The organism is Streptomyces sp. NPDC057877, from assembly GCF_042796855.1.
Classification (GTDB): Bacteria; Actinomycetota; Actinomycetes; order Streptomycetales; family Streptomycetaceae; genus Streptomyces.
Genome location: NZ_JBHVMS010000003.1, coordinates 610549 through 636782, shown reverse-complemented (window position 1 = coordinate 636782; position 26234 = coordinate 610549). Strand labels below are relative to the sequence as shown.

Here is a 26234-nt window from a genome sequence, read left to right as displayed (position 1 = left end):
AGGCGGCGGGGGCGCCCGGTCGCCCGCGCGCCGGACACCCCTAGATCTCGGGCGCGCTCACACCCGTACGAGTGAGCGCCTCGACCACGGCGTCCACCACCGCCTCCACATCGGGCACCCACGGCGAGGCGGAGCCGGGCAGCGGCGCGCGCTCCCAGCGGATGGCGCCCTGGCCGGTCTCGGAGGGCGGCAGCGCGATGTAGCCGCCCTCGCCGTGGAAGCGCAGGGAGCCGGGCACGAAGTCCTTGGCGTAGAGCAGCTCGCCCAACTGCTCCATGGTGTACGGCCTGACGAGCACCGCCCAGCGGGTGGGCGAGGCGACGACCGGGCCGAGCCGCATACCGGAGCGGTCCAGCGCGGTGAGGGCGCGGGCCGCCGCGGCGGCGGGGAGGCTGACGGCACAGGGGGCGGTGCCCCCGGTGGCGAGGATGATCGGGGCCGTGGGCCGGTTGCTCCACCACCAGCGCACCATGCGTTCGTCGGTGGTGGCCGCGAGCAGGCCGGGATCGAAGGGATGGGCGCCGGGCACCGTGCACTCCGGGTCGGGGCAGCCGCAGCGGGCCCGGCCCTGAGGGTCGGCCGCCACGCCCGGGAGTACGGGCCACTGCCACTCCGTCGCGAAGGTCACGGCCGCGCTGAGCAGCTCAGGCCCCCTGTCGTCACGCCGGGACAGGAGCCTGCGTCGCCTTCCGAGCCTTCCGAGGATCTCGCGCATGAGCGCTCGTTCCTTTCCGTTGCACGCCTGGCAACACCGTGGTCCACATCACACCATGTGTCGATCACTTCACTGTGCGTACCTGTTGGCGCATCACACCCCGGCGTTGGGCACGGGGAACCCCTCTGGGCCGAGCGTCGGCTGCGTCCGCGGCCGTTGCGTCCATACTGCGTCTATCAAAAGCATGGGCGTGGCGTGGGGGTGGCGAAGTCTGGCGTTTTGCCGTCCCGCGTATTTCTCTCCGCCTCCGCCACGGGAGGATGGGGCACGGTCGTCGGTGGATAGGACGCCCGGGTCCGTCGCCAGGTTCCCGGGTGGTTCCCAACCACCCCTGGCCTTCACCGAGTACGTACCCATCACGACCGCTGTGACGCTCCGTCGAGCAAGGCCAGTCGACCTCAATAAGCCGTTGCCCGAGTCAGTTTTAAGCCAATTTTGCTTTTTCGCAAGGAGTCGAGCGAAGACCGCGAGAAGACCCCCTTCAACCCCACTGGGCCCATTGACACCAGCAATCCCAGCAGGACAATGCTGGACATCCCCTCACGAGTGCGTGTACATGTGGAGACACTGCCAGCGGCGCAGATTGACATGGGGGTTTGCGATGCTTTTGAGCAATACGCACCGGTCGGAAAGCCGTACACCATGAACGCCCCGCACCCTCCGAAAGTGGCCGGAATCGATTCAACGGTTCCCGCACCCGCACACACTGTCGCGCCCGCACCCGCCGCCCCGGACGCCCCCGCGGTCCTCACCGACCCCGGCGCCCTCCTCCAGGACCGCCTCGCGGGCTGGGTCTCCGACCTCACCACGCTGCACGAACTCACCGAACGCCTCGTCCTGACGACCACACTCCCCGACGCCCTGACGGAGCTGCTGCGCGCCGGAGCCGCCCTCGTGGGCGCCCGCCGCGGCCTCGTCGTCCTGGAACCGGGCGACGGTCTCGGCCCCGCCACCACCGTCGGCCTGGGGCTCACGCGGTCCGATCTCGGCCATCTGGAAACCGTCCCGCGCGCGGCCCTGCCGCACGGCACGCTGCTCGACACCCGGGCCGGACTGCCGGGCGGCGTCGCCGAGGTCGTCCGCGCCGACCTCTTCGCCGAGCAGGGGCTGCATCCGCGCCACCGCGACGTGGCCGCGCGCCTCGGCTTCGCCGCGAGCTACACGCGCCCGCTGTCCACCGAGACGGCCGGACGACTGGGCGCCGTCGTCTGGCTGTACGACGAGCCCGCCGAGCCGGTCGAACGCCAGCGCCACCTGGTCGGGCTGTACACCCGCTACGCCACCGAGCACCTCGCGCGGCTGCTCGAGGTCGAGCGCACGCGCGCGTGCATGGCGACGATGGCCGAGGAACTGCTGCCGTCCCGACTGCCGCGGGTCTCCGGCGTCGAGCTGGCCGTGCGGCACCGCACCAGCCCGCGCGGGGGCGGCGACTGGTACGACGCGCTGCCGCTGCCGGACGCGGCGCTCGGTCTCACCGTCGGGTCCGTCACCGGGACGGGGCCCAGCGCGGTCGCGGCGGCGGGGCGGCTGCGGGCCTCCCTGCGCGCGTACGCCGTGATGGAGGGCGAGGACCCGGTCGCCGTCCTGTCCGACCTGGAGCTGCTGTTGCGGCTGACCGAGCCCGCCCGCCCGGCCACCGCGCTGTTCGCCTACTGCGAGCCCGCGCTGCAGCGGATCACCCTGGCGGGGGCCGGACACAGCCCGCCGCTGCTGATCGGGGAGCGGCGCACCGCGTACGTGGAGACCTCCGTCTCCGCGCCGCTCGGCATGCTCGCCTGCTGGGAGGCGCCCAGCGTGGAAGTCCAGGCGGCACCAGGAGAGACGGTTCTGCTCTACACCGACGGCCTCCTGCAGCGCACCGGCGAGCCCGTCGACCGCGCCTTCGCCCGCCTCCACGCCGCGGCGGCCGCCCTCCCCCGCGCGACCCGCCGCGACCCCGAGGCGGTCGCCGACCACGTCCTGCGCACGGTCCTGCCGGACGGGCTGGACACGGCGGACAGCGCGGAGGACGTGGTGCTGCTGGCGGTGCGGTTCGAGTAGCGGCGCCGGGTGGCGGAGGGTGCGGCCGGTGCCGCCGGTGCGCCCGGTGCGGCCGGTGCGGCCGGTGCGCCCGGTCGAACATCAGATCGCCGGGCCGTCTCCCCGGCCGATGAGCCGGTGACAGCTCGCCGGGCCGTCTCCCCGGCCGGTGAGCCGGTAACAGGTCCTACGGCCCTGGGCCCCCTTCCGTGCGGACGTGCGAACGTACGATGGACGGGGTCCAGTGCCGTATCTAGGAGGATGACCGTGGCGGACGAGCGGAACCCGGTGACCCCGGAGACCTCGGAAACCGAGTCCGAGGAGCCCATCAAGCAGCGCAAGAACGGCCTGTACCCGGGCGTGTCGGACGAGCTGGCCGAGAGCATGAAGTCCGGCTGGGCCGACACCGAGCTGCACGGCCTGGAGCCGGTCGCCCAGGCCGCCGAGACCGCCGCCCGGCGCGCCGCGCTCTCCGCGCGCTTCCCCGGTGACCGTCTGGTGATCCCCGCGGGCAACCTGAAGACCCGCTCGAACGACACGGAGTACCCCTTCCGCGCCTCCGTCGAGTACGCCTACCTCACCGGCAACCAGACCGAGGACGGCGTCCTCGTCATGGAGCCGAAGGCCGACGGCCACGACGCGACGATCTACCTCCTGCCGCGCTCCGACCGCGAGAACGGCGAGTTCTGGCTCGACGGCCAGGGCGAGCTGTGGGTCGGCCGCCGCCACTCCCTCACCGAGGCCGAGAAGCTGTACGGCATCCCCGCCTCCGACGTGCGCCAGCTGGCCGACAAGCTGCGCGAGGCCACCGGCCCGGTGCGCGTCCTGCGCGGGTACGACGCCGGGATCGAGGCCGCGCTGACCGACAAGGTCACCGCCGAACGCGACGAGGAGCTGCGGGTCTTCCTCTCCGAGGCGCGCCTGGTCAAGGACGAGTTCGAGATCGGCGAACTCCAGAAGGCCGTCGACTCCACCGTGCGCGGCTTCGAGGACGTCGTGAAGGTCCTCGACAAGGCCGAGGCCACCAGCGAGCGCTACATCGAGGGCACCTTCTTCCTCCGCGCGCGCGTCGAGGGCAACGACGTCGGCTACGGCTCCATCTGCGCCGCCGGTCCGCACGCCTGCACCCTCCACTGGGTCCGCAACGACGGCCCGGTCCGCTCCGGCGACCTGCTGCTGCTCGACGCGGGCGTGGAGACGCACACGTACTACACCGCCGACGTCACGCGCACGCTGCCGATCAACGGCCGCTACAGCGAGGTCCAGAAGAAGATCTACGACGCCGTGTACGAGGCCCAGGAGGCCGGTATCGCGGCCGTCAAGCCGGGCGCCAAGTACCGCGACTTCCACGACGCCTCGCAGCGCGTGCTCGCCGAGAAGCTCGTCGAGTGGGGTCTGGTCGAGGGACCGGTCGAGCGCGTCCTGGAGCTGGGCCTCCAGCGCCGCTGGACCCTGCACGGCACCGGACACATGCTCGGCATGGACGTCCACGACTGCGCCGCCGCCCGCACCGAGACGTACGTCGACGGGGTGCTGGAGCCCGGCATGTGCCTGACGGTCGAGCCCGGTCTGTACTTCCAGGCCGACGACCTGACCGTGCCGGAGGAGTACCGCGGCATCGGCGTCCGCATCGAGGACGACATCCTCGTCACGGAGGACGGCAACCGGAACCTGTCGGCCGGACTGCCGCGCCGCTCCGACGAGGTCGAGGCGTGGATGGCGGCCCTGAAGGGCTGAGCCAACGGTCTTCGGGTACGGCGGTGAGGGCCGGGTGAGCAAGTCATGGCACCCGGCCCTTTCCCTGCCGTCAGGAAGCCGTCAACAAGCCGTCAGGAAGCCGTCACCAGCGGGGCGATTGGGGCGTTCTCGCGCCACTTGAGGATCTTGTCGAAGCTCACCACCGTGCCGCCCCGGCCCGGGCCCAGGCCGATGTGGACGTGGTCGGCGAGTTCCCTGATCAGACAGAGGCCCCGGCCGTGTTCGGCGTCGGGGCGCGCGGGGAGCCGGAACGGCTGGCGTCCGGCGACCGGGGCGAACCCCGGCCCCGCGTCGGCCACCTCGATACGGCACTTCTCGCCGTCCAGGTACGCGGTGACGCGGTACGCCTCCGACGGGCCGCCCGGCGTGCCGTCGCCGCCGTGCTCGACGGCGTTGGCGCAGGCCTCGGTGAGGGCCACGGAGAGGTCGTAGGAGATGTCGGGGTCGACGCCCGCGGTCTCCATCGTGCCGAGGAGGAGGCGGCGGGCCAGCGGCACGCTCGCGGCGTCGCGGCGCAGATGGAGTGACCACCAGATGCTCATGCTCCAGCCTCCTGGCCGCGGCTCGACATACCGTTACGTATTGCCGCGGCGGCTCCCGCGTAAGCGTGGATTTGACGTGATGCCGCCCATATGGGCGATGTGGCGAGGGTGGGAAGCGGTGTATGTGGGGGCAGGGGGGACCACTCGGGCCCACGGTCACCAGCCACACCAGACGGTGATCTTCCGGTTCGTACGGCATCTTGTGGACCTGCCATGTGGCGGCGGTGGGGCCAGTGCGATGATGACCCGGCCATGACTGCCCCCCACGCGCGCACGGCGCACTCCGGACGCGAGGTCCGGCTCCTGCGGGCCGCGGTGTTCGCCGCGGTCTGTGTCGTGCTGTCCGGGGCCTCTCACGCGATCGCCTCCTGTGTGTCGCTGCCGTGGTGGACGCTGGTCGCCGGGTTCCTGGGGGCGCTCGTCGTGGCGGCGCCGCTGGCCGGGCGGGAGCGTTCCCTGCCGGGGATCGCGGGGCTGCTCGCGGTGGGGCAGATCGTGCTGCACACGCTGTTCGGGCTCGGGCAGCACGCCGGTGCCGCGCGGGCGGCCTCCGGTACGACGTCCGGTACGACGTCCGGTACGACGTCGGGGGCGGCCCCTCTCGGCGACGCCTCGCTGGTCGAGCAGGCCGCGCGGCTGGTGTGCGGGACGACCGCGGCGGCGCTGAGCCCTACGCAGGCCCACCGGATCCTGGTCGAGGCGCGGGTCGCTCCGGCCGCCTCGGGGTCCTCGGGCGCCGGGGCCAGTCATCATCCGGCGGACGCGCTCTCCACCGCCTCGGACTCGTTCGCCTCACTGCTGCCGTCCCTGCCGATGCTGCTGGGGCACGTCCTCGCCGCGATCGCCGCCGGATGGCTGCTGCGCCACGGGGACCTCGCCCTGCGGCGCCTCGTCGAACTGTCGGCGCAGGGCGTGCTCATCCGCTCCCTGCGTGGGGCGCTGGCGCTGGCGCGCGCCCTGTACGCCGGGCTGCCCACCGTCCCGTCGACGGGACCGCGCGTCCCGTGCGCCGCCTCGGACGCGCCACCTGAGCCCCGTACCACCGCGCTTGAGCACTCGGTGATCCGGCGGGGGCCGCCCGTCGCCGCGTTCACGCTCGCCGCCTGACACCACGCGACCACCCGCACTCCCTTCCTGAGGGTCCGGGCGGGAGTACGCGCGTCGTGTGGCACGCGCGCGTACTCCTCTCCTCGCCGGAATCTCAGCCGAAGTCCCGAAGGCTCGAAGTCCCGAAGGCTCGGAAACCCGAGTCCTCGAAGTCTCGAAGGCTCGGAGTCCCGAGTCCTCGAAGTCCCGAGTCCTCAAAGTCTCGAAGTGGAGTGCTCATCCTCATGATCGCCATGAAGGCATCCCGTATCGCCGCCGTCGGTGCCGTCGCCGCCTCGGCCGTCGTCGTCCTGTCCTCGCCCGCCCTCGCGCACGTCAGCGTGCAGCCGGAGGGCACGGCCGCCAAGGGCGGGTACGCGACCGTGAACTTCAAGGTCCCCAACGAGCGCGACAACGCCTCGACCATCAAGCTGGAGGTCACCCTCCCGGCCGACCACCCGCTGTCCTCCGCGATGCCCGCGCCGGTTCCGGGCTGGGAGGCCAAGGTCACCAAGTCCACGCTGGACAAGCCGCTCGAGGTGCACGGCAACAAGGTCACCGAGGCCGTCTCGAAGATCACCTGGACCGCCACCGGCAAGGGCGTCGAGCCCGGCTTCTTCCAGAAGTTCCCGGTCTCCGTGGGCGCCCTGCCCGAGGACGCCGACGAACTGGTCTTCAAGGCCGTCCAGACGTACGACAACGACGAGGTCGTCCGCTGGATCGAGGTGCCGCAGGAGGGCGCGGAGGAGCCGGAGCACCCGGCTCCGGTGCTCGAACTGTCCGCCGCCGAGGACGACCACCACGGGGCCTCCGGGTCCGAGGACGAGGCCGAGGACAAGACCGAGGACAAGGCCGGGGACGCCGAGGGCGCCTCCGACGACGCGTCGGCCACCTCCGCCAACTCCACCGCCGACTCCGGTGACTCCGACAGCACCGACACCACCGCGCGCGTCCTCGGCATCGCCGGGATCGTCGTCGGTGCGGCGGGCGTCGCGTACGGCGTGCTCGCGGGCCGTCGGCGCGGCAGCGAGGCCTGACGGCCGACCTGATCAGCGGTGCGCGCCGGGGGCGTGCGCGGGGCCGGTCCGTGCCCCTCGTACGACCCCGGCGCGTGCCGGAGCCATCACATCTGGGACATTTTTCTATGCGCAAGAAGACGTTCGCCGCGGCCGCGCTCCTCGCTGCCGCCTCCCTGACCCTGTCCGCCTGCGGCAGCGGTGACGACGACGGCGGCTCGCCGGTCTCCGTGGTGTCGGAGGAGTCCGGCACCGAGAAGGCCGCCACCGTGCTCGACAAGCCGTTCGAGAAGCCGGACCTCGTGCTGACCGACACCAACGGCGACGCGTACGACCTCCGCAAGGAGACCGCGGGCAAGCCGACGCTGATCTACTTCGGGTACACCAACTGCCCTGACGTCTGCCCGCTGACCATGAGCAACATCGCCGTGGCCAAGAAGCAGCTGTCCAAGGCGGAGCAGGACGAGCTGCGGATCGTGTTCGTCACGACCGACCCGGAGCGGGACACCCCGGAGGCCCTCGGCAAGTGGCTCAAGGGCATCGACTCGCAGGTCGTCGGGCTGACCGGTGACTTCGACACCATCCAGGCCGGTGCCCGTACCGTCGGCATCACCATCGACCCGCCGGAGAAGGACAAGGACGGCAAGGTCGTCTCCATGCACGGCACCCAGGTCATCGCCTTCTCGCCGAAGACGGACGCCGGGTACGTGCTCTACGGCGAGGACGCCACCGTCGACGACTACACCGCCGACCTGCCCAGGCTCATCAAGGGACAGAACCCGTGAGCCGACCGCGGGGCGGGGCGGTCGCCGTCCTCACCGCCGGGGCGCTGGCGCTCACCCTCGCGGGCTGCGGCTCCGGCGAGGCGGGCGCCGGGCTGTCCGTCGGCGGCGCCTACATGCCGCAGCCGGTCTCCGACATGGCGGCCGGTTTCCTGACCGTCTCCAACGACGGCGGCACCGACGACACCCTCGAGTCCGTCACCAGCGACATCGCGGGCGAGGTCACCGTCCACGAGACCGAGGGTCAGTCGATGCGTGAGGTGGATGGGCTGGATGTGCCCGCACACGGGAAGCTCGTACTGGAGAGCGGCGGAAACCATCTGATGTTCGAGCGACTCAAGCGCAAGCCGAAGGAAGGCGAGACGGTGTCGCTGGTGCTGCACTTCGCCCAGGCCGACGCCGTCACCGTCGAGATGCCGGTCAAGTCGATGACGTACCGCCCCGCTTCGGGGAACTGAGGGAGGGACCACCTTGACAGCGACCGTCGCCCCGCGCGTCCGGCCCCTGGTGCTGCTGCTCCTGGCCGTCGTCGGCGTGCTGTTCGCCAGCGCCGCACCGGCCTCCGCGCATGCCGCGCTGACCGGCAGCGATCCCCGGCAGGGGTCGGTGGTCGAGAAGGCTCCGGCCCAGATCGCGCTCACCTTCTCCGAACCGGTCTCCCTGTCCGACGACTCGCTGCGCGTCCTCGGCCCCAAGGGTGAGCGGGCCGACAGCGGCGAGGCGGGCGGCATCGGCGGGACGACGTACTCCGTGCGGCTGCTCCCGGGGCTGCCCGACGGGACGTACACCGTCGCCTACCAGGTGGTCTCCGCCGACAGCCATCCCGTCTCCGGCGCCTTCACCTTCTCCATCGGCGCCCCCTCCGCGACCTCCGTGTCGGTGTCCGGGGCGACGGCGGGCGGCGGGGTCGTCGGCTGGCTGTACGGGTTCGGGCGCTATGTGTCGTATGCCGGGTTCATCGTGCTCGCGGGCGGTGCCGCCTTCGTGGTGGCCTGCTGGCCGCGCGGTTCGGGGGTGCGGGCCGTGCAGCGGCTCGTCGTCTCCGGGTGGGTCGCGCTGACCGCGGCGACCCTGTCGCTGTTGCTGCTGCGCGGCTCGTACACCCGGTCCGGCGAGGTCGGCGACATCTTCGATCTGGACCTGCTCGGCGAGGTCCTGCAGACCAAGACCGGCGCCGCGCTGGTCTCGCGGCTGCTGCTCCTCGCGGCGGCGGCGCTGTTCATCGCCGTGCTGTTCGGGGCGTACGCCCGCCCGTCGTCCCCCACCACCCTGAACGACGGCGCTGCGCGCCGACAGCCCGATGCGAGGGAGGACGAGGAGAAGCGGGACCTCACCTTCGGGCTCGCCGTCGGCGGGACGGTCGTCGCCGCCGGGCTGGCCGCGAGCTGGGCCATGGCCGAGCACGCCTCCAGCGGGCTCCAGCCGGGGATCGCGATGCCCGTCGACATCGTGCACCTGCTGGCCGTCGCCGCCTGGCTCGGCGGGCTGAGCACCCTGCTGGTCTCCCTGTTCCGGGCGCCCGCGGACACTCCCGTCGACGCGTCGGCCGTACGGCGCTTCTCGAACGTCGCCTTCTACAGCGTGCTGACGCTGGTGGCGACCGGTACCTATCAGGCCTGGCGGCAGGTCGGTTACTGGTCGGCCCTCACCGGGACGCGGTACGGGCAGTGGCTGCTGGTGAAGCTGGGGCTGGTGACACTGCTGGTGGGGGTGGCGTGGATCTCTCGGCGGTGGACCAGGCGGTTGGGGGAGACGACGGTCACCCCTGGGGTGGACGTCGTGCGGGAGCCGGAGCCGGTCGCCGCCGTGTCCGAGGGCCGGGCGGACGAGAGCCACTCCGACCAGGGCGCCAAGGGCGCCGCTTCCGATGGTGACGAGCGGCGCGCCGCTCAGCTCGCCCGGCAGCGGGCCGCCGTGGACGCCGCGCGGCGCAAGCGGCTGCGGGACGCCGATCCGCTCCGCTCCGGGCTGCGCCGCTCGGTGCTGGCCGAGGCGAGTGTCGCGGTCGTCCTGCTGGCCGTGACCACCGTGCTGACGGCCGCCGAGCCCGGGCGCACGGTGGAGGAGGCCAAGGCCGCCACCTCGGCCGCCTCCGCTCCGGACTCCGACACCGGGGCGCTGACCCTGGAGATCCCCTTCGACACGGGCGGGGCGGACGGCAAGGGCGTCGTACGCCTCGACATCGACCCCGCGCGGGTCGGCGGCAACGACATGCACGTCTATGTGGAGCGGCCCAACGGCCGCGCCTTCGACATCCCCGAGGTGAAGGTCGCCTTCACCCTGGAGTCCAAGGACCTCGGGCCGCTGCCCGTCGTCCCGGACCACATCACCACCGGACACTGGTCGGCGAGCGGAGTGCAGATTCCGATGGCGGGCGACTGGGAGGTCGCCGTGACCGTGCGGACCTCCGACATCGACCAGGTGACCGTCTCCAAGAACGCGCAGATCGGCTGAACATCGACATGGCTGACCAGTCCATTCCGGAGGCCCGGGTCCCCCTGGACCAGAGGGCCCCTTCGGACAGCGGCAGTACCGGGCGGGACATCTCCCGGCGGCGGCTCCTCGGTACGGCGGGTGCCAGCGGGCTGGTGCTCGGTGCGGCGGGCGGGGCCGCGGGGTATGCCGCGCGGCCCGCCGAGGCCACCCCGCTGACCTCGCTGGGTGCCGGGCAGGCGATGTTTCACGGGAAACATCAGCCCGGCATCACCTCCCCGACGCAGGCCCGCGGCCATCTCGTCGCCTTCGATCTGGCGCCCGGTGCGGGCCGCAAGGAGGCCGCCGCGCTGCTGCGCCGCTGGTCGGAGACGGCCCGGCGGCTGATGGCGGGCGAACCGGCGGCGCAGGACGACACGGATGTGGCCACCGACGCCGGGCCGTCGTCGCTCACCGTCACCTTCGGGTTCGGGCACAGCTTCTTCGCGCGGACCGGTCTGGAGAAGCAGCGGCCGGTCGCCCTCGATCCGCTGCCCGACTTCTCGTCCGACCAGCTCGACAAGGCGCGCGGCGACGGCGACCTGTGGGTGCAGATCGGCGCGGACGACGCCCTGGTGGCCTTTCACGCGCTGCGCGCCCTGCAGAAGGACGCGGGCAGCGCGGCCCGGGTCCGCTGGCAGATGAACGGCTTCAACCGGTCGCCGGGGGCCACGGCGCACCCGATGACGGCACGCAATCTGATGGGCCAGGTCGACGGCACGCGCAATCCGAAGCCGAGCGAGCCCGACTTCGATCAGCGGATCTTCGTCCCCGGCAGCGGGGAGCCCGCGTGGATGGCGAACGGCTCCTATGCCGTCGTACGCCGTATCCGCATGCTCCTCGACGACTGGGAGAAGCTGTCGGTCACGGCGCAGGAGGACGTCATCGGGCGCCGCAAGGCCGATGGGGCGCCACTGTCCGGGGGCGGTGAGACCACCGAGATGGACCTGGAGAAGACCGACGCCGAGGGCGGCCTGGTGGTGCCGATCAACGCGCACGCGCGGATCACGCGGCCCGACCAGAACGGCGGTGCGGCGATGCTGCGGCGGCCGTTCTCCTTCCATGACGGCATCGACGCGGACGGGGTGCCCGACGCCGGGCTGCTGTTCGTCTGCTGGCAGGCCGATCCGCTGCGCGGTTTCGTGCCGGTGCAGCGCAAGCTCGACCGGGGGGACGCGCTGTCGCCGTTCATCCGGCACGAGGCCAGCGGGCTGTTCGCGGTGCCGGGTGGGGCGGCCGAGGGCGAGTACGTGGGGCAGGCGTTGCTGGAGGGGTGAGCACCGGGTCGGTTCCCGGCGGTGCGGGGCCGGTGGCCCCATTAGGGTGAGGTCATGCCAGCGAGCTATGCGTATCTCGGTCCCGAGGGCACCTTCACCGAAGTCGCCCTGCGGACGCTTCCCGAGGCGGCGACCCGGGAGCTGATCCCGTATGTGTCCGTGCAGTCCGCGCTGGACGCGGTGCGGGGCGGCGAGGCCGAGGCCGCGTTCGTGCCGATCGAGAACTCCGTCGAGGGCGGGATCACCACCACGCTCGACGAGCTGGTGGCGGGCAGCCCGCTGATGATCTACCGCGAGGTGCTGCTGTCGATCACCTTCGCGCTGCTGGCCCGGCCCGGCACCAAGCTGTCGGACATCAAGACGGTCACCGCGCACCCGGCCGCGCAGCCGCAGGTGCGCAACTGGCTCAAGGCGAACCTGCCGGACGTCACCTGGGAGTCGGCCGCCTCGAACGCGGACGGCGCCCGCCTGGTGCAGGAGGGCCGCTACGACGCCGCCTTCGCGGGTGAGTTCGCCGCCGCGCGGTACGGCCTGGCGCCCCTGGAGACCAACATCCACGACGCCGAGAACGCGCAGACCAGGTTCGTCCTGGTGGGCAGGCCCGCCCGGCCCGCCGCGCCGACCGGCGCGGACAAGACGTCCGTGGTGCTGTGGCAGCGCGACGACCACCCCGGTGGGCTGCGCGATCTGCTGGGTGAGTTCGCCACCCGGGGCATCAACCTGATGCTGCTCCAGTCCCGGCCCACCGGCGCCGGTATCGGCAACTACTGCTTCTGCATCGACGCCGAGGGCCATATCTCGGACCGCAGGGTCGCCGACGCGCTGCGCGGGCTGAAGCGGATCTGCCGGGAGGTGCGGTTCCTCGGTTCGTACCCGCGTGCGGACGTGGCGGTGGCGGACGTACGGGCTCCGCTGCCGGGGACGACGGACGAGGCGTTCGTGTCGGCGGCCGACTGGGTGGCGCGCTGCCAGGACGGCCGTTTCTAGCCAGGACCGCCGATTCGGCCGGTCCTACCTGCATATCTTCGTTATCCACAGAAGTTATCCACAGGTCCGCTTCTCGACCTGGGGACAAGTCGACAGCGAAGCATGAGTCAGTCGACAAATCGCCCTACGGACCACCCTGGCGCCTCTCGCCGCGCAGGTCACCCTTCGTCCACTCTTTTCCTTTGATCAATCCTTTGGGGGGACCTCTTTCCACTCGAAAGTGGGGGTAAAAGGGGTTTGCGCCGAGAAACCCGAGGCTTGATCACGAAGAGTGGAGTGATCAATTCCGGCATCCACAGATCTTCCACACAGCCTGTGGATAACTCCTGGGGACGCGTGTGGAGCTGTGGACAACGGGGCCGTCCGATAGCGCCAAGTCCCGTTCTCCACAAGGGAATCCAGTCAACAGCGCGCTCGTTGACGGACCCGTCTCGGGGAATGGGACACTTCCTATTGACCAAGGTCGGCAATTCTCCCAGAACTGAACATAAGCCGCATCCTGGAATAGTGAGTCGTGGGCCCTCATCCCGCACCGGTAGCCTTGTCCGCGTGATTGACCTTCGCCTGCTCCGTGAGGACCCCGACCGTGTGCGCGCCTCCCAGCGCGCCCGTGGAGAGGACGTCGCGCTCGTCGACTCCCTCCTGTCTGCCGACGAGCGGCGCAGGTCGTCCGGCGTCCGCTTCGACGAGCTGCGCGCCGAGCAGAAGGCGCTCGGCAAGCTGATCCCCAAGGCCGCCGGGGACGAGAAGGCGGAGCTGCTGAAGAAGGCGAGCCAGCTCGCCGCCGACGTCAAGGCCGCCGACGCCGACCGTGACGCCGCCGACGCCGAGACCCAGCAGTTGCTGCTCCAGCTCGGCAACCTCGTCCACCCCGACGTCCCCGTGGGCGGCGAGGAGGACTTCGCCACGCTGGAGACGCACGGCACCATCCGCGACTTCGACGCCGAGGGCTTCGCGCCCAAGGACCACCTGGAGCTGGGCCAGCTGCTCGGCGCCATCGACGTCGAGCGCGGCGCCAAGGTCTCGGGCTCGCGCTTCTACTTCCTCACCGGTGTCGGCGCGCTGCTGGAGCTGGCCCTGGTGAACGCCGCGATCGCGCAGGCCACCGCGGCGGGCTTCACGCCCATGCTGACTCCGGCGCTGGTCCGGCCGCAGGCCATGGGCGGCACCGGCTTCCTCGGCCAGGCCTCGCAGGACGTCTACCACCTCGACAAGGACGACCTGTACCTGGTCGGCACCTCCGAGGTGGCGCTCGCGGGCTACCACATGGACGAGATCATCGACGCCGACCGCCTCCCGCTGCGCTACGCGGGCTTCTCGCCCTGCTTCCGCCGCGAGGCCGGTTCGCACGGCAAGGACACCCGGGGCATCTTCCGCGTGCACCAGTTCGACAAGGTCGAGATGTTCTCGTACGTCGCTCCCGAGGACTCGCAGGCCGAGCACCAGCGCCTGCTCGACTGGGAGAAGCAGTGGCTGACCTCCCTTGAGCTGCCGTTCCGGGTCATCGACGTGGCCTCGGGCGACCTGGGCTCCTCGGCCTCGCGCAAGTTCGACTGCGAGGCGTGGATCCCGACGCAGGGCAAGTACCGCGAGCTGACCTCGACCTCGGACTGCACCGAGTTCCAGGCGCGCCGGCTGTCCATCCGGGTCCGTGAGGACAAGAAGGTGCGTCCGCTCGCCACGCTCAACGGCACGCTGTGCGCCGTTCCCCGCACGATCGTCGCCATCCTGGAGAACCACCAGCAGGCCGACGGCTCCGTGCGGGTGCCGGAGGTGCTGCGGCCGTACCTCGGGGGCCGGGAGGTCCTGGAGCCGGTGGCCAAGTGAGCGCCGCCGGTTCCGCCGGGAACTTCCCGTACCAGCTGATCGCCACCGACCTCGACGGGACGCTGCTGCGCTCCGACGAGTCGGTGTCCCGGCGCACCCGTGACGCGCTCGCCGCGGCCACCGCGGTGGGCGCCGCGCACATCGTCGTCACCGGACGCGCGGTGCCCTGGACCCGGCACATCCTCGACGACCTCGGCTACGAGGGCCTCGCCGTGTGCGGCCAGGGCGCGCAGGTCTACCACGCCGGTGAGCACCGCCTGCTGACCTCCGTCACGCTCGACCGGCAGCTCGCCGGGGTGGCGCTCGCCAAGATCGAGGCGGAGGTCGGCCCGCTGTTCCTGGCGGCGAGCCGCGACGGTCTGGACGGCGATGTGCTGGTGGGGCCCGGCTACGCGGTCTCGGGCCACCTCCCCGCCATCCCCTTCACGGACGCGGCGGACCTGTGGGCCGCCCCCCTGAACAAGCTCTACATCCAGCACCCGACCCTCACCGACGACGAGCTGGCCAAGGCCGCGGACCGCGTCGCGGGCGGCTTCGTCACCGTCACCATGGCGGGCGAGGGCATCGTCGAACTCCTCCCCCTCGGCCTCTCGAAGGCCACCGGCCTGTCCCTCGCGGCCCGCCGCCTCGGCGTCAAGGCCGCCGACACCATCGCCTTCGGCGACATGCCCAACGACATCCCCATGTTCGCCTGGTCCGCCCACGGGGTGGCCATGGCCAACGCCCACGAGGAACTGCGGGCGGTGGCGGACGAGGTGACGTCCTCCCATGAGGAGGACGGGATCGCGGTCGTGGTGGAGCGGCTGTTGTCGGCACAGCCGCCGAGCGGTCGCTGACGCCCCACTGCGCCGGGGCGGCCCCGGGGGGTGCGCACCTCGGCGCTACGAGGTGCCTCCGCACCCGCCCGTGGCCCGCCCCGGCACAGGTCGCCTCCCCCAAGAGGCGACGGCTGGGAAGGGCGGTCCACGCGAGCGCAACGCCCCCGCGTGCTCGAAGCGACCGCCCCGGGCAGCTCCCCATGCGGAGCGGGCTCAACGGAGGGAGGTGACTACTCCGGAGCCCACCGCGGGCTGCCCTGAAGGGAGCCGGACGTACTGTCGTGCATCGACAACGCCCCGCTCCTCTCCCAGACATCGGGAACACCGCACCGGTCCGGCCCGGCGTCGTGAACACCACCACTGTGCCGCTCGACAACGCCGGGCCGCCACCGGATTACTCCTCCCCGGCGAGCTTCAGGGTCCGCAGCTTCTGCCCCGCGTACCAGGTGGCCAGCGCGGTCACCGCCACCAGCAGCACCGTCGCGGTCGTCAGCCCGACGTCCGACGTCACCAGCGAACCGTCGGCGATCTCGTGCGCCACGGCCAGCGACCACTGCTGGACGCTGAGCGTGCGCGCGCCGGGCACCAGGGAGCCGAAGAGGGCCTCCCAGACCAGCGCGTACACCAGACCGAAGACCACCGCGTGCCGCGACACCGTGCCAAGGAGCAGGAACAGCGCCGCGTACGCGATGGAGGCGACCAGCGCGGCGACCGTGTAGGCGACGGCGATCTGCTGGCCGTTGCCGTTCAGGATCAGTCCCGCGATAAGCGTCGGCAGCGCGGAGAACACCATCGTCACCGCGATGGCGACGAACAGCTTGGTGGAGATGATCGTCGGTCGCTTCAGCGGCTTGGACAGCAGGTAGACCACGGAGCCGTCGTCGATCTCGGGCCCGATCGCACCCGTGCCCGCGATGACACCGATGATCGGCACCATGGTGGCGAGGGCGAGCCCGCCGAGGACGTCCGCCGCGGTCTGGTCGTCGGCTCCGGCGAGCGCGCGCACCGCGATGGAGATCGCGATCAGCAGCACCGGCAGCGCGCCGAGGATGAGGGCCCGGCGGCGGCCGAGCAGGGCTCGGTACGTGAGCCGGGCGACTGTGGGGTCGTACATCTTCGGCCTCCTACGCCGCGACCAGATACGAGAACACGGACTCAAGGGACTCGTCGGACGGGGAGACCGTCAGCAGCCGGATGCCGTGGTCGCGCGCGACGCGCGGCAGCAGGGCGGTGAAGCGGCCGAAGTCGACGGCCTGGACGCGCAGCGCGCCCTCCGCCAGGTCGACCTCGATGCCGGACGTCGACGGGTCGGCGATCAGGGCCGCGGCCAGCGCCCGGTCGTCGCTGGAGCGGACCAGGTAGCGGTGCGGGCGGTCGGTCATCAGTCGGCGGATCTTGCGGAAGTCGCCGCTGGCCGCGTGCCGTCCGGCGACGACGACCTCGATGTGCCAGGCGAGCTGTTCGACCTCCTCGAGGATGTGCGACGAGAACAGCACCGTGCGACCCTCGTCGCCCATGCGCCGCAGCAGGTCCATCAGCTGCATGCGCTGGCGGGGGTCCATGCCGTTGAAGGGTTCGTCGAGCAGCAGCAGCGACGGGTCGTGGACCAGCGCGGACGCCATCTTCACGCGCTGGCGCATGCCCTTGGAGTAGGTGGAGATCTTGCGGTCCTGGGCGTACTCCATCTCGACGGTGGCCAGCGCCCGCTGGGCGGCCTTGGCGCCGAGGCCGTGCAGTTCGGCGTTGGCGACCACGAACTCGCGGCCGGTGAGGAAGTCGTACATCGCCTCCCGCTCGGGGACGATGCCGATGTGGCGGTAGATCTGCTCGTTGCGCCAGACCTGCTGGCCGTCGAGGGTGACGGAGCCGGTGGAGGGGGCCAGGAAGCCGCCCATCATGTTGATGAGGGTGGACTTTCCGGCGCCGTTGGGACCGAGCAGGCCGGTGACGCCGGGGCCGATGGTCATGGTGATGTCGTTGACGGCGACCACGTTGCCGAACCAGCGGGAGACGTGGTCGATGCTCAGCGTGGTCACAGGCCCACCTTTCGGTAGCGGCGCGTCAGGAGGCCGTAGCACGCGGCGATGAGGCCCAGGACGACGAGGACGTAGAGGGCTCCCTCGGCGTTGCCCGGGCCCTCCCCGCCGGGGAAGGCGGAGGGCGCGCCGAGGAAGGCGGACTGCACTCCGTCGATCAGTGTGGTCGGCGAGAAGAGGCCGAGCCAGGCGATCGCGCCGGTGCTGGACTGCTCGTAGGCGATGGCCTGGACGACGGAGACGGTGCCGTAGGAGATGGTCAGTACGGCGATGACGGCGGCGATGCCGAAGCCGCGGCGCGGGGTGACCGCGGCGATCACCAGACCGAGTCCGGCGAAGAGCAGGGAGAGCAGTGCCACGGAGACGAGTCCCTGTGCGAAGCCTTCTGTCTGGTCGGTGAAGTCGAGCTTGGCCAGCAGCGCGCCGATGTAGAGCACGAGCAGCGGGCCCGCGGTGAGGACGAACAGCGCCGAGGCCAGCGCCGCGTACTTCGCGAGGACGTAGTCGGCGGTCTCGATGGGCCGGGAGAAGTACAGCGGCACGGTCTTGAAGCGCAGGTCGCGCGAGACGGACTGCGGTGCCTGCGCGGCGACGTACAGGCTGATCACGGCCTGCATGATGATCGCGTAGCGGGTGTACTCGACGGGCAGGTCGTTGGCGTCGGTGGCGACGGCGACCGCGACCATGATGCCCGCGGGCAGGCACATCACCACGAACAGCAGCATCGGCAGCACCTTGGACTTCACCGAGCGGCCGAGGCCGTAGGCGCCGCGCAGGGACTGCGAGTACAGCGAGCGGCGGGCGTAGGCGCGGCCGAGGCGGGGGCCGTCGTAGCTGCGGTAGCCGATGTTGTGGATGCGGGTCTCGTCGCCGCCCGGTGGGGTGGCGACGGGGTGGTCAACGGCCATGGCCCACGGCCTCCTTCCGCTCCTCAGCGGGTTCGCTGTCGGCGTTCTTGAAGACCTCGGAGATGTGGTGCCGCCGCTGTTCCATGCGGACCAGGCCGAGGCCCAGATCGGCTACGACGTCCCGGATCAGGTCGTAGGTCTGCTCGCCCTCCGCGGTGAGCAGCAGGATGTGTCCGGCGCCCGGGAGGCCGCCGCTGCCGTCGAGGACGTCGATCCCGCGCGCGTGGAGCGCCTCGCGGACCGCGCGGGTGCCGTCGGGGTGTTCGTCGGTGTCGGTGACCTCGATGGCGAGGGTGGTGGTGGTCTGGGTGAAGTCGGTGGTGGAGCTGGAGCGCAGGAGCTTGCCGCCGTCGATGACGACGACGTGGTCGCAGGTGCGCTCCAGTTCGCCCAGGAGGTGCGAGGTGACCAGCACCGAGATGCCGAAGTCGGTGTGGATGCGGCGGATCAGGCCGAGCATGTCGTCGCGGCCGACGGGGTCGAGGCCGTTGGTCGGCTCGTCCAGGAAGACCAGCTTGGGGTCGTGGACGAGCGCCTGGGCCAGCTTGACGCGCTGCTTCATGCCGGTGGAGTAGCCGCCGATGGGGCGGTACCGCTCCTCGTAGAGGCCGACGTGGCGCAGGGTGTCGGCGGTGCGCTCGCGCGCGGCGGTGGGCGGCAGGCCGGACATGCGTGCCATGTGGACGACGAACTCGGTGGCCGAGACGTCGGGCGGCAGGCAGTCGTGCTCCGGCATGTATCCCACGCGCTCGCGGATGTCGGCGCCCTGGGTGGCGACGTCGAGTCCGAGCACGTGGGCGCGGCCCTCGCTGGCCGGGGAGAGGCCCAGCAGAATCTTGATCAGTGTCGACTTGCCGGCGCCGTTGGCTCCGACGAGTCCGGTGACACCGGGCCCGACGTCCACGGAGAGCCGGTCAAGCGCGGTCACCCGGGGGAACCGCTTGCTCAGGCTTTCGGTCGCGATCACAGTCACGTCTTCGACAGTAGTGACGGACACCACGTTTGGTCGTCAGACCGCAGAGCTGTCTTGCCGTCACTCTCGAGTATTACGGGCCCGTAGGGGATGCCCTGCCTGAGAGCTACGGGGCGGGGTGACGAACCCCGCGCCGACCGCCCTATTGACGCTTTCTCTAACAACTGGAAGATTCACGGGGGTCAAGTTACGGGCACGTACCGCAGTCGAAGGGCGGGCGCATGACGATGACGGTGGCCACGGCATCTCCCCGTGACCTCTCCGCTGAGCTGCGGGGATTCCGGGAGGTGCAGCGGCTGGCCTATGCCTGCGCGGAGGCCGTCGCGGCCCAGCTGAAGCCGGGTGTCACGGAGCGTGAGGCCGCCCGAATGCAGCGCGCGTGGCTGCGCGAGCGGGGTGTGCGGGACTGGTTCCATCTGCCCTTCGCCTGGTTCGGGGACCGCACGGCGTTCGTGAACTTCCGCATCCCCCTGCAGTTCTTCCCGACCAACCGGCGGCTGGAGCCCGGGATGCCGTTCATCCTGGACATGGCCCCCGTGTACGAGGGCTACACCGCCGACATCGGCTACTCCGGCTCGCTCGGCCCCAACCCCGTACAGGACAGGCTGATGGCCGACCTCAGGGCGCACCGGGAGCTGATCCTGCGCGAGGTGCGCGAGCGGCGGTCGCTGCGCGAGATCTACGAGGACGTGGACCGCCTCATGGTCCGCCAGGGCTACGCCAACCGGCACCGCGCCTACCCCTTCGGCGTGATCGCCCACAAGGTGGGCCGGGTCCGGGAACGGCCCTGGTCGCCACGGTTGTTCGGGTTCGGTGCGCGGTCCCTGAGGGGGCTGGCCGCCGACGCGTTGCACGGTCACCGCGACGGCTGGTCGCCGCTGTGGTCGCCGTACCGTTTCTCCGACCATCCGCCGCAGCCGGGGCTGTGGGCGGTCGAACCCCATCTCGGCTTCCGGGGCACGGGGGCCAAGTTCGAGGAGATCCTGGTCGTCACCGACTCCCGGGATCCCGAGGAGAGCGCTTTTTGGCTGGATGACGACCTGCCGCACGTGCGGCGCTGGGCGGAGGAGGAGTGACGGTGCTCAAGGGGGCGCGGGAGCGCTGGGTGCGGACCGGGGGCGTGGAGTTGTGCGTGGCCGAGCTGGGCGACCCCGCGCAGCCCACGGTCGTCCTGGTGCACGGCTATCCGGACAGCAAGGAGGTCTGGTCACAGGTGGCCCACCGCCTCGCCGACCGCTTCCACGTGGTCCTGTACGACATTCGCGGCCACGGCCGCTCCTCGGCACCGCAACCGCTGCGCGGCGGGTTCACGCTGGAGAAGCTGACGGACGACTTCCTGGCCGTCGCCGACGCCGTGAGCCCGGACCGGCCGGTGCACCTGGTGGGCCACGACTGGGGTTCGGTGCAGGCGTGGGAGTTCGTCACCGTCCGCCGCACCGAGGGCCGTATCGCGTCCTTCACCTCGATGTCGGGGCCGTCCCTCGACCACCTCGGCCACTGGATCAAGCGGCGCGCCAAGCGCCCCACCCCGCGCCGGGTCGGCCAGCTCCTCGGCCAGGGCGCCAAGTCCTGGTACATCTACCTGCTGCACACGCCCGTCCTGCCCGAGCTGGCCTGGCGCGGCCCGCTCGGCAAGGTCTGGCCGAAGCTGCTGGAGCGCGTCGAACGCGTGCCCGGCGACGGGTACCCGACCGCCTCCCTGCCGATGGACGCGGCCCGTGGCGCCTGGCTGTACCGGGACAACATCCGGCCGCGGCTGCGCCGCCCGCGCGAGGACGCGTACGCGCACGCGCCCGTGCAGCTCATCACGCCTGTGGACGACGCGTTCCTGTCCGAGCGGTTGTACGACGACCTGGAGCGGTGGGCCCCGCAGCTGACCCGGCGCACCCTGCCCGCCAAGCACTGGGTGCCGCGCAGCCGTCCCGACCAGCTGGCCGCGTGGATCACGGAGTTCGTGACCGTGAACGAAGGGGGCCGTCCCGCACCGGCGGCGACCGGGCGCCACGCCGAGCGGTTCGGCGGGCAGCTGGTGCTGGTCACCGGCGCGGGCAGCGGCATCGGCCGGGCCACGGCGTACGCCTTCGCGGAGGCCGGGGCGCGCGTGGTCGCCGTCGACCGGGACGCCGAGAGCGCGGCCCGCACCGCGGAGATGTCCCGGCTGCTCGGCGCCCCGGCCGCCTGGGCGGAGACGGTGGACGTCTCCGACGAGCAGGCCATGGAGAAGCTCGCCGCCAAGGTCGCCGTCGAGTACGGCGTGGTCGACGTGCTCGTCAACAACGCCGGGATCGGCCTGGCGGGCTCCTTCTTCGACACCACGCCCGAGGACTGGCGCAGGGTGCTCGACGTCAACCTCTGGGGTGTCATCCACGGCTGCCGTCTCTTCGGGCGGCAGATGGCCGAGCGCGGCCAGGGCGGCCACATCGTCAACACGGCGTCAGCGGCGGGCTACCAGCCCTCCAAGGCGCTGCCCGCCTACAGCACCTCCAAGGCCGCCGTGCTGATGCTGAGCGAGTGCCTGCGCGCCGAGCTGGCGGGCCAGGGGATCGGGGTCACCGCGATCTGTCCCGGCTTCGTCAACACCAACATCACCTCCACGGCCCGCTTCGCGGGCGTCGACCCCGAGGAGGAGCGGCGGCGCCGGAAGCGCACCGCCCGGCTCTACGGACTGCGCAACTACCCGCCGGAGAAGGTCGCCGACGCGATCCTGCGCGCCGTCGTCCGCAACGAGGCGGTCGTGCCGGTGACCGCGGAGGCGCGTGGGCTGCGGCTGCTGCACCGGTTCATGCCGGGGGCGCTGCGGGCGATCGCGCGAATGGAACCCCCTGTGTAGAAAGGCCGGTTGAGCCGGGACGCGTCGACGCGGTTGTCCACAGGAAGGCCAATCCGCCTGTGGATAACCGGTGTTGGTTGTGGATCAAACCTCGTCCGCAAAACAATGTGCGTGATCCATGTCTCGCCCGGCACCCTGAGGGCATGAGCGAAAGCCTCGATGACAGACGCACCGTGAAGGTGTCCAAGTACCTCTCCAAGCACCTCCGTCACCAGCCCGAGCGGATCGGCCTCACGCTGGACGAAGGCGGCTGGGTCGAGATCGACGTGCTGATCGCGGCGGCCACCGCCCACGGCTTCCGGTTCACCCGGGACGAGCTGGACCACGTGGTCGCCCACAACGACAAGAAGCGCTTCGCGGTCGACGGCACCCGCATCCGGGCCAGCCAGGGCCACAGCATCGAGGTCGACCTCGGACTGCCCACGGCCACCCCGCCGCCGTACCTCTACCACGGCACCGTCGCCCGCCATCTCGACGCCATCCGCGCCGAGGGCCTGCGGCCCATGAACCGGCACGATGTACACCTCTCCGTCGACCGGGAGACCGCCACCCGCGTGGGCGCCCGGCGCGGCCGTCCGGTCGTGCTCTCGGTGGACGCCGCGGCCATGCACCGCGACGGCCATGAGTTCCGGGTGAGCGCGAACGGGGTGTGGCTGACGAAGGCCGTACCGCCGGGTTACCTGCGCTTTCCCAAGGCGCACTGACAGACGCCGGTCTTCCGGGCCATGATCAGAGGTATGGACCAGCACCTCCCCAGCACCGAGGCCGCCGTCACCGTCCTCCGGGCCATCGCCGCGGAGTACGGCCGTGAGATCGAGGTCAGCCATGACATCGGCGCTGACCAGACCTCCCGCCGCAGCGCCGCGGGCATCGGCGTCATCGCCGACCCGGACGGTTCGCTGCCGCACGAGGCGTTCCTCGAGTTCGGCGGGCTGCCCCGGCTGAGCGTGCGGCTCTATCCGGACGACGACGCGCTGATCACCGTGGAGGGCGTCGAATGCCCCGACATCCCGCGCGACGACGTGCCCGCGTTCCTGCGCTCCGTCTTCGACGGCCTCGCCTACGTCAAGGGGCGGCGCTTCCCGCCCGGCTACTTCCTGATCGTGCCGTTGCCCGGTGACCGCACGCACAAGGAGTTCATGGCGATGATCCACCTCACTCCGTGGTTGAGCAGCCGCGTGCGGTGACTGTTTCACGTGAAACACCGGGACTTCAGAGGCAAGCCCGGGCGTCCGCATACCCTCGGTGCATGAGTCTGCGCCTGAGCACCGTGATCCTGCCGTACCGCCGCTGGCACGACGGCGGCCGTTCGACCTGGATGCGGGCCGAGCAACTCGGCTTCCACTCCGCCTACACCTACGACCATCTGTCCTGGCGCAGCTTCCGGGACGGACCGTGGTTCGGGGCTGTCCCGACGCTCACCGCCGCCGCGGCCGTGACCGAGCGGATGCGCCTGGGCACCCTGGTGACCTCGCCGAACTTCCGGCACCCGGTGAACCTCGCCAAGGAGCTGATCTCCCTCGACGACATCTCCGGCGGCCGGGTCACGCTGGGTATCGGCGCGGGCGGCACCGGCTTCGACGCCACCGCGCTGGGCCAGGAGCCCTGGACGCCGCGTGAGCGTGCCGACCGGTTCGCCGAGTTCGTGCCGCTGCTCGACCGGCTGCTGACCGAGGACTCGGTGTCGTACGAGGGCGACTACTACTCGGCGCACGAGGCGCGCAACATCCCCGGCTGTGTGCAGCGCCCCCGGCTGCCGTTCGCGGTGGCCGCCACCGGCCCGCGCGGACTGAAGCTCGCCGCGCGGTACGGGCAGGCGTGGGTGACCACGGGTGACCCCAGGCTGTTCGAGAACGGCACGCCGGAGCAGTCGGTCCAGGCCATCCGCGGGCAGGCGGAGAAGCTGGCCGACGCCTGCGCCGCCATCGGCCGGGACGTGTCCGAACTGGACAAGATCCTGCTCACCGGGTTCACCCCGGACCGGGGCCGCCCGCTCCGGTCCCTCGACGCGTTCGTGGACTTCGCCGGGCGCCACAAGGAGCTGGGCTTCACCGAGCTGGTGGTCCACTGGCCGATCCCGGACTCCGACTTCGCCGCCGAGGAGAAGGTGTTCGAGCAGATCGCGATGGAGGCCCCGGCGCAGCTGCGCTGAGCGGACCTTCCCCCACCTACACAGGGCCTCATTTACTCACATGTGCGGACTCCCGCACGGCCGTGCGGGCATATGCGGGACAATGGCCGGGTGACCTCAGCGACTCGACAGCCCGAGACCCAGGCCTCCGCCGTGCCGCCGCGGCTGATCGCGACCGACCTCGACGGCACCCTGCTGCGCGACGACAAGTCGGTGTCCCCACGGACGGTCGCCGCGCTGGCCGCCGCCGAGGAGGCGGGCATCGAGGTCTTCTTCGTGACCGGCCGCCCGGCCCGCTGGATGGACGTCGTCAGTGACCATGTCCACGGCCACGGCCTCGCCATCTGCGGCAACGGCGCCGCCGTGGTCGACCTGCACGGCGGCCCCGGCACCCACCGGTTCGTGAAGGTCCGCGAGCTGGCAAGGGAGAACGCGCTGGAGGCCGTACGACTGCTGCGTGAGGCGGCGCCGGGCACGGTGTACGCCGTCGAGCAGACGTACGGCTTCCACCAGGAGCCGGACTATCCCAGGATGCACCTGGAGGTCCCGGACACCCTGGAACCGGCCGAACGGCTGCTCGCACCGGGCGCCGCCCATGCCGACGAACCGGTGCTCAAGATCCTCGCCTTCCATCCCGACCTGGACCCCGACGGCTTCCTCACCCTCGCCCGGCTCGCCATCGGCGACCGCGCGACCGTCACCCGGTCCAGCCCCAGCGCCCTGCTGGAGATCAGCGGCCCCGGCGTCTCCAAGGCCAGCACCCTCGCCCTGTGCTGCGCCGAGCGCGGCATCTCGCACGAGGAGGTCGTCGCCTTCGGGGACATGCCGAACGACGTCGAGATGCTCACCTGGGCCGGGCAGTCGTACGCCATGGGCAACGCACACCCGGACGTGATCGCGGCGGCGTCGGGACGTACGGTCGCCAACAACGACGACGGCGTGGCCGTGGTCATCGAACGGATGGTGGCGCGGCGGAGGTAGTGGCCGTTGGGTCACAGCTCCACTCCCCGCGCCGCCAGCCAGGCCACCGGGTCCACGCCCGAGCCCAGTTCCGGGGTGACCCGCACCTCGAAGTGCAGGTGCGGTCCCGTGGAGTTGCCGGTCGAGCCCGACTGGCCGATCCACTGCCCCGTCCGCACCCGCTCCCCCTGGTCGACGGCGGCGGCGGCGAGATGGGCGTACTGCGTGTAGTAGCCGCCCGGATGCTGGACCAGGACCTGCATGCCGAAGGCGCCCCCGCACGTCACCTTCGCCACCCTGCCCTCGCCGACCGCCCGCACCGGCGTGCCGATCGGCACCGCGAAGTCCTGTCCGGTGTGCCGGTTCGCCCAGCGCGAGCCGCCGCTGCCGAACCCGGCGGACATCTCGTAGGTCTCCACCGGCGCGACCCACGCGCGCGTGAAGCTCGGTTCGGGCTGGTCGAGCCGGACCGCGCCCCGGCAGGAACCCGCGGCGGCCGAGACGTCGGCCTGCCCCTGCAACCGCTCCCGGGCCTCCTCCAGTTTCCGCTGCAGGGCGCCCTTCATGTCGGCGAGTTCGGCATTGCGCCGGTCCAGCCGCTCCCACTCCGCCCTGGCCTCCGCCTCGTCGGCGGCCAGCCGGGCCTCCGCCCGACGGCTCTTGCCGATCGCGTTGTTGACGGCGAGATCGGCCTGCCACACGGCGTGCTGACCGCGCATCAACTCCTCCGGACTGTCCGCCAGGAGCATCCGCGCCGCGACCGGCAGCCCACCGCCGGTGCGGTACTGGGCGCGTGCGATCCGGCCCAGGTCCTCGTGCAGGACCGAGATCTCCCGCCGCTGCCGGTCCAGCAGCCCCTCCAGTTCCCGGGCCCGCTCCCGCTGCGCCTCGGCCTCCCGCCGCCCCGCCTCGTACTGCTGGGTGGCCACCGCCGCCTCCTCGTACAGCCGTGCCACCTCGGCGCTGATCCCGGAGCCACTGACGCCGTCCGCGCCGCCCGAGGCGCCGGAGGGCCGGGACACGAACACGACGAGCGCGCACAGCAGCACCGGTACGAGCAGCGGTCGGCGGCGAGGTGAGCGCATGTGAGCGATCGT

The 26234-nt window shown here is 71.5% G+C and carries 24 protein-coding genes; 17 read left to right on the top strand and 7 right to left on the bottom strand.

The genetic code is table 11. From position 1 onward, the window contains the following. Positions 1-40: 40 nt before the first annotated feature. Entirely contained in the window at positions 41-715 is a 675-nt protein-coding gene (locus ACFVQG_RS10670) for a bifunctional DNA primase/polymerase (RefSeq protein ID WP_383379271.1), read from the bottom strand. Positions 716-1240: 525 nt separating this feature from the next. Between ACFVQG_RS10670 and ACFVQG_RS10665 the strand changes: the two genes are divergently transcribed. Both ACFVQG_RS10665 and ACFVQG_RS10660 read left to right on the top strand, forming a co-directional pair. After that, positions 1241-2755: a PP2C family protein-serine/threonine phosphatase gene (locus ACFVQG_RS10665; RefSeq protein WP_383379268.1), complete on the top strand. Its 1515-nt coding sequence runs from the start codon at positions 1241-1243 to the stop codon at positions 2753-2755. A gap of 240 nt (positions 2756-2995) precedes the next feature. After that, positions 2996-4471: an aminopeptidase P family protein gene (locus tag ACFVQG_RS10660; RefSeq protein WP_383379265.1), complete on the top strand. Its 1476-nt coding sequence runs from the start codon at positions 2996-2998 to the stop codon at positions 4469-4471. 92 nt (positions 4472-4563) lie between these two features. Here ACFVQG_RS10660 and ACFVQG_RS10655 read toward each other — a convergent pair whose 3' ends face one another. Further along, the gene (locus tag ACFVQG_RS10655) at positions 4564-5034 is read right to left on the bottom strand and encodes an ATP-binding protein (protein ID WP_383379262.1); all 471 of its coding nucleotides are present in this window, start codon (positions 5032-5034) and stop codon (positions 4564-4566) included. A 252-nt stretch (positions 5035-5286) separates the two neighbouring features. Between ACFVQG_RS10655 and ACFVQG_RS10650 the strand changes: the two genes are divergently transcribed. The 9 genes from ACFVQG_RS10650 to ACFVQG_RS10610 all read left to right on the top strand — a co-directional run bounded on the left by ACFVQG_RS10650 (position 5287) and on the right by ACFVQG_RS10610 (position 15317). Continuing rightward, entirely contained in the window at positions 5287-6141 is an 855-nt protein-coding gene (locus tag ACFVQG_RS10650) for a hypothetical protein (protein WP_383379259.1), read from the top strand. A 233-nt stretch (positions 6142-6374) separates the two neighbouring features. Beyond that, positions 6375-7157 (top strand): YcnI family protein, encoded by a 783-nt coding sequence (locus tag ACFVQG_RS10645; RefSeq protein WP_383379777.1) that lies wholly within the window; start codon positions 6375-6377, stop codon positions 7155-7157. Between the two features lie 107 nt (positions 7158-7264). Further along, positions 7265-7921 carry an SCO family protein gene (locus ACFVQG_RS10640; protein ID WP_383379256.1) on the top strand — a complete coding sequence of 219 codons (657 nt, stop codon included), beginning with the start codon at positions 7265-7267 and terminating at the stop codon, positions 7919-7921. Continuing rightward, complete coding sequence (locus ACFVQG_RS10635; protein ID WP_383379253.1) at positions 7918-8376, top strand: copper chaperone PCu(A)C; 459 nt, start codon at positions 7918-7920, stop codon at positions 8374-8376. Before ACFVQG_RS10640 ends, ACFVQG_RS10635 begins: the two co-directional genes overlap by 4 nt. A gap of 13 nt (positions 8377-8389) precedes the next feature. After that, positions 8390-10372, top strand: coding sequence for a copper resistance CopC/CopD family protein (locus ACFVQG_RS10630; RefSeq protein WP_383379250.1), 1983 nt, complete (start codon positions 8390-8392; stop codon positions 10370-10372). A gap of 8 nt (positions 10373-10380) precedes the next feature. Continuing rightward, a complete protein-coding gene (gene efeB, locus ACFVQG_RS10625; RefSeq protein WP_383379247.1) occupies positions 10381-11667 on the top strand; it encodes an iron uptake transporter deferrochelatase/peroxidase subunit in 1287 nt (428 codons plus the stop codon). A 54-nt stretch (positions 11668-11721) separates the two neighbouring features. Continuing rightward, positions 11722-12654 carry a prephenate dehydratase gene (gene pheA / locus ACFVQG_RS10620; protein WP_383379244.1) on the top strand — a complete coding sequence of 311 codons (933 nt, stop codon included), beginning with the start codon at positions 11722-11724 and terminating at the stop codon, positions 12652-12654. A 549-nt stretch (positions 12655-13203) separates the two neighbouring features. Then, a complete protein-coding gene (gene serS, locus ACFVQG_RS10615) occupies positions 13204-14481 on the top strand; it encodes a serine--tRNA ligase (protein ID WP_383379241.1) in 1278 nt (425 codons plus the stop codon). After that, positions 14478-15317, top strand: a complete 840-nt coding sequence (locus ACFVQG_RS10610) for an HAD family hydrolase (RefSeq protein ID WP_383379237.1) — start codon at positions 14478-14480, stop codon at positions 15315-15317. The genes serS and ACFVQG_RS10610 overlap by 4 nt, the downstream gene beginning before the upstream one ends. Positions 15318-15693: 376 nt before the next feature. On the opposite strand, the gene ACFVQG_RS10605 is transcribed toward ACFVQG_RS10610, so the two are convergent. From ACFVQG_RS10605 to ACFVQG_RS10590, 4 genes are read right to left on the bottom strand one after another with little or no spacing between them, the layout of a single operon-like run. Next, positions 15694-16413, bottom strand: a complete 720-nt coding sequence (locus tag ACFVQG_RS10605; protein ID WP_383379234.1) for an ABC transporter permease — start codon at positions 16411-16413, stop codon at positions 15694-15696. 10 nt (positions 16414-16423) lie between these two features. Further along, a complete protein-coding gene (locus ACFVQG_RS10600) occupies positions 16424-17335 on the bottom strand; it encodes an ABC transporter ATP-binding protein (protein ID WP_383379231.1) in 912 nt (303 codons plus the stop codon). Beyond that, positions 17332-18243: an ABC transporter permease gene (locus ACFVQG_RS10595; protein WP_383379228.1), complete on the bottom strand. Its 912-nt coding sequence runs from the start codon at positions 18241-18243 to the stop codon at positions 17332-17334. Before ACFVQG_RS10595 ends, ACFVQG_RS10600 begins: the two co-directional genes overlap by 4 nt. After that, complete coding sequence (locus tag ACFVQG_RS10590) at positions 18233-19210, bottom strand: ABC transporter ATP-binding protein (protein ID WP_383379774.1); 978 nt, start codon at positions 19208-19210, stop codon at positions 18233-18235. Before ACFVQG_RS10590 ends, ACFVQG_RS10595 begins: the two co-directional genes overlap by 11 nt. Before the next feature lie 233 nt (positions 19211-19443). Here ACFVQG_RS10590 and ACFVQG_RS10585 point away from each other — a divergent pair, with 233 nt between their 5' ends. The 6 genes from ACFVQG_RS10585 (at position 19444) to ACFVQG_RS10560 (ending at position 25158) form a co-directional block, all read left to right on the top strand. Continuing rightward, positions 19444-20292 carry a M24 family metallopeptidase gene (locus tag ACFVQG_RS10585; RefSeq protein ID WP_383379771.1) on the top strand — a complete coding sequence of 283 codons (849 nt, stop codon included), beginning with the start codon at positions 19444-19446 and terminating at the stop codon, positions 20290-20292. Next, a complete protein-coding gene (locus tag ACFVQG_RS10580) occupies positions 20289-22046 on the top strand; it encodes an SDR family oxidoreductase (RefSeq protein ID WP_383379225.1) in 1758 nt (585 codons plus the stop codon). The genes ACFVQG_RS10585 and ACFVQG_RS10580 overlap by 4 nt, the downstream gene beginning before the upstream one ends. A gap of 143 nt (positions 22047-22189) precedes the next feature. Further along, positions 22190-22750: an RNA 2'-phosphotransferase gene (locus tag ACFVQG_RS10575; RefSeq protein WP_383379222.1), complete on the top strand. Its 561-nt coding sequence runs from the start codon at positions 22190-22192 to the stop codon at positions 22748-22750. Positions 22751-22771: 21 nt separating this feature from the next. Further along, positions 22772-23233, top strand: a complete 462-nt coding sequence (locus tag ACFVQG_RS10570; protein ID WP_383379219.1) for a hypothetical protein — start codon at positions 22772-22774, stop codon at positions 23231-23233. A 62-nt stretch (positions 23234-23295) separates the two neighbouring features. Continuing rightward, complete coding sequence (locus ACFVQG_RS10565) at positions 23296-24198, top strand: LLM class flavin-dependent oxidoreductase (protein WP_383379216.1); 903 nt, start codon at positions 23296-23298, stop codon at positions 24196-24198. A 72-nt stretch (positions 24199-24270) separates the two neighbouring features. After that, positions 24271-25158, top strand: a complete 888-nt coding sequence (locus ACFVQG_RS10560) for a Cof-type HAD-IIB family hydrolase (protein WP_383379214.1) — start codon at positions 24271-24273, stop codon at positions 25156-25158. Positions 25159-25169: 11 nt separating this feature from the next. Here ACFVQG_RS10560 and ACFVQG_RS10555 read toward each other — a convergent pair whose 3' ends face one another. Next, positions 25170-26222, bottom strand: coding sequence for a peptidoglycan DD-metalloendopeptidase family protein (locus ACFVQG_RS10555; RefSeq protein ID WP_383379211.1), 1053 nt, complete (start codon positions 26220-26222; stop codon positions 25170-25172). Positions 26223-26234 lie beyond the last annotated feature (12 nt).